Genomic DNA, 2,694 nt, shown 5'->3' with positions numbered 1-2,694 from the left:
GGGGGGGGGGGCCGGGGGGGGGGGGTGGGGGCCAACGACGCCCGGCGGCCGCCGCACGGCCCTGTCGGCGGGTCGTGCCGGGGCCGCCGGGGGAAGTACGGTGGTCGCCGCCGGCTCGACCGACCGGCGCCGCGGAGCACGTCGCCGGAGGCAGCCCATGACCGACGCGGTCGCGTCGCGGACGTCCGAACTCGTGGTGGACGACGGCACCCGGATCGCCTTCCACCTCTGGGAGCCCGACGCGGGCGTGGAGCCGCACCCCGTGCCGGTCGTGCTGCAGCACGGTTTCTCCGCCCACACCCTCGTCGAGTGGGAGGCCGGCGGCGTGGTCGCGGCGCTCACCGGGGTCGGGCGCAGGGTGGTCGGGATCGACGCGCGCGGGCACGGGTCGTCCGGGAAGTCGGCGGACCCCGCGCGGTACGGCGAGCCGCGGATGGCGCGTGACCTGCGGGCGGTCGTCGGCGCGCTCGGGGCCGAGGCGGTGGACGTCGTCGGTTACTCGATGGGCGCGGTGATCGCCCTGCTCACGGCGGCCGAGGAGCCCGCGGTGCGCAGGCTGGTGGTCGGCGGGGTCGGCGCCGGGGTGGTCGAGGTCGGCGGTGTGGACACCCGCGTGCTGCCCAACGACGTCCTGGCCGACGCGTTCCTCGCCGACGAACCCGGTCCCCTGCCGCCCGAGGTCGCGGGCATGGTCGCGTTCGCCCGGGCGGTGGGGGCCGACTTCCCCTCCCTGGCCGCGCAGGCCCGCGCCGCGCACCAGGGCGGCATCGACCTCGCCGCGATCACGGCCCCGACGCTGGTGATCGTCGGCGACGACGACTCGTTCGCCCGGCGTCCCCACGTGCTGGTCGACGCCATCCCCGACGCGCGGCTCCACGTGGTGAGGGGCGATCACGGCACGACGGTGGACGGCCCGGGGTTCCGAACGGCCGTGGTGGACTTCCTCCGCTGAGCCTCGATGTTAGCGCTCACGATCGCGGGGTACCCGACCGACGGCCTTGTCGACCGCGAACGCCGTGCGCTACGGTGCCTCTGGGAACGCTCCCAGTCGAACCGACCCGGCGACCACCACGCACCCTGCTCGCAAGGAGGCGAAGCATGGTTCCACGTGCGCAAACCAGCCCCGGGTCGGTCCCGTTCCGCGTGAGACCCGGCCAGGTCCCCTCCGCGACCGCTGTCCGGCGCGTCTAGGAACACTTCCGCTCGACCCCCTTCGGTGCACGTCGACCGCCATCGACGCGGCATTCCGCCGCCTCCCTTTGTTAGCGATAACAAGGCGATTGGCCTTGCGTCCCGTGAGAGGAAGACCATGCGAGATCCCCTCGCGAGCAGGAAGAACGCCGTCCGCCGACCGCGACGCCGAGCGGTCTGGGTGGTGGCGCTGTCGGTGCTCGGCGCCGTGCTCCCGGTCCCCGCGGCGTCGGCCGCCACCGTGGACACCGGCGCCTCGTACGTGCTGGTCAACCGCGCCAGCGGCAAGGTGCTGGACGTGTACGGGCGCAGCACCGCGAACAACGCCCGGATCTCCCAGTACAGCCGCAACGACGGCGCCTGGCAGCAGTGGCAGTTCGTCGACTCCGGCGGCGGCTACTACCGGATCAGGTCCCGGCACAGCGGCAAGGTGCTGAGCTTCCCGTCCACCGCCGACGGCGCCGGCCTCGTGCAGACGACCGACGCGAACCTCGCCGGCCAGCAGTTCCGGTTGGCCGACTCCGCCGGCGGCTACGTGCGCCTGCTCAACCGGGCGAGCGGCAAGGCCGTGGACGTGCTGAACTCCTCCACCGCCGACGGCGCGCGGCTCGTCCAGCTCCCCGACACGGGCGCCGCCAACCAGCAGTGGCAGCTCGTCCGGCTCGGCGCGGACACCACGCCGCCGACCGCGCCCGCGAACCCCCGCACGTCGAACCTGACCTGCACCGGGGTGACGTTCTCGTGGTCGGCGTCCACGGACGACGTCGCGGTGGCCTTCTACGACGTCTACCACGACGGGCAGCTCATGACCTCGGTGCCGGGCACGGCGCTGTCGGCGGACCTCACCGTCAGCCCCGGCGCGACCTGGGGCCTGTACGTCAACGCCCGCGACGCCGCCGGCAACGTGTCCCAGGCCAGCCCCACGGTCACGATCACCGTGCCGCAGTGCCAGGCCGACACCACGCCGCCCAGCACGCCCACCGGCGTGACCGCGACCGCGTCGGGCACCTCGGTCACGGTCCGCTGGTCGCCCGCCACCGACAACGTCGGCGTCACCGGCTACGAGGTCCTGCGCGACGGCGTCCAGGTCGGCTCGACCAGCGGCGCGACCACGACGTCGTTCACCGACAGCGGCCTGGCCGCCAACACGCGCTACGAGTACCGGGTGCGGGCGCGCGACGCGCAGGCCAACCGCTCGACGCCGAGCGCGGCGGTCGCGGTCACCACCGGCGCCGCCTGCGCCACGGCGCTGTGCGCGGTCACCAGGGTCACCACCGAGACCGACCTGCCCTGGGGCCTGACCACCCTGCCCGACGGGCAGGTGCTGTTCGGCCGCCGCGACACCTTCGAACTGGTCCGCCTCGACCCCGCCACCGGCGCGAAGACGGTCGTGGGGGGGGGGGGGGGGCCCCCCCGGGCCCCCCCCCGCGGGGGGGGGGGGGGGGGGGGGGGGGGGGGCCCCCGCCCCCCCCCCCCCCGCGGGGGGGGGGGTGGGGGTGAGAA

The 2,694-nt window shown here is 75.3% G+C and carries 2 protein-coding genes; both read left to right on the top strand.

What is annotated here, in order from left to right; genetic code table 11:
• Positions 1 to 157 precede the first annotated feature (157 nt).
• Positions 158 to 952, top strand: a complete 795-nt coding sequence (locus ACFXGA_RS40030; RefSeq protein ID WP_378098393.1) for an alpha/beta fold hydrolase — start codon at positions 158 to 160, stop codon at positions 950 to 952.
• A 357-nt stretch (positions 953 to 1,309) separates the two neighbouring features.
• Positions 1,310 to 2,694 (top strand): RICIN domain-containing protein (locus ACFXGA_RS40025; RefSeq protein WP_378098390.1); only part of this gene is annotated, 1,385 nt, incomplete at its 3' end.

It is taken from the genome of Actinosynnema sp. NPDC059335, assembly GCF_042752395.1.
GTDB lineage: Bacteria > Actinomycetota > Actinomycetes > Mycobacteriales > Pseudonocardiaceae > Actinosynnema.
Note: the sequence above shows the minus strand (reverse complement) of the source record. Positions and strands in the feature narration are given on the sequence as shown.

Excerpts from the sequence above, each read along its gene's own strand:
- ACFXGA_RS40030 (WP_378098393.1), top strand. The coding sequence starts at position 158 with ATGACCGACGCGGTCGCGTCGCGGACGTCCGAACTCGTGGTGGACGAC.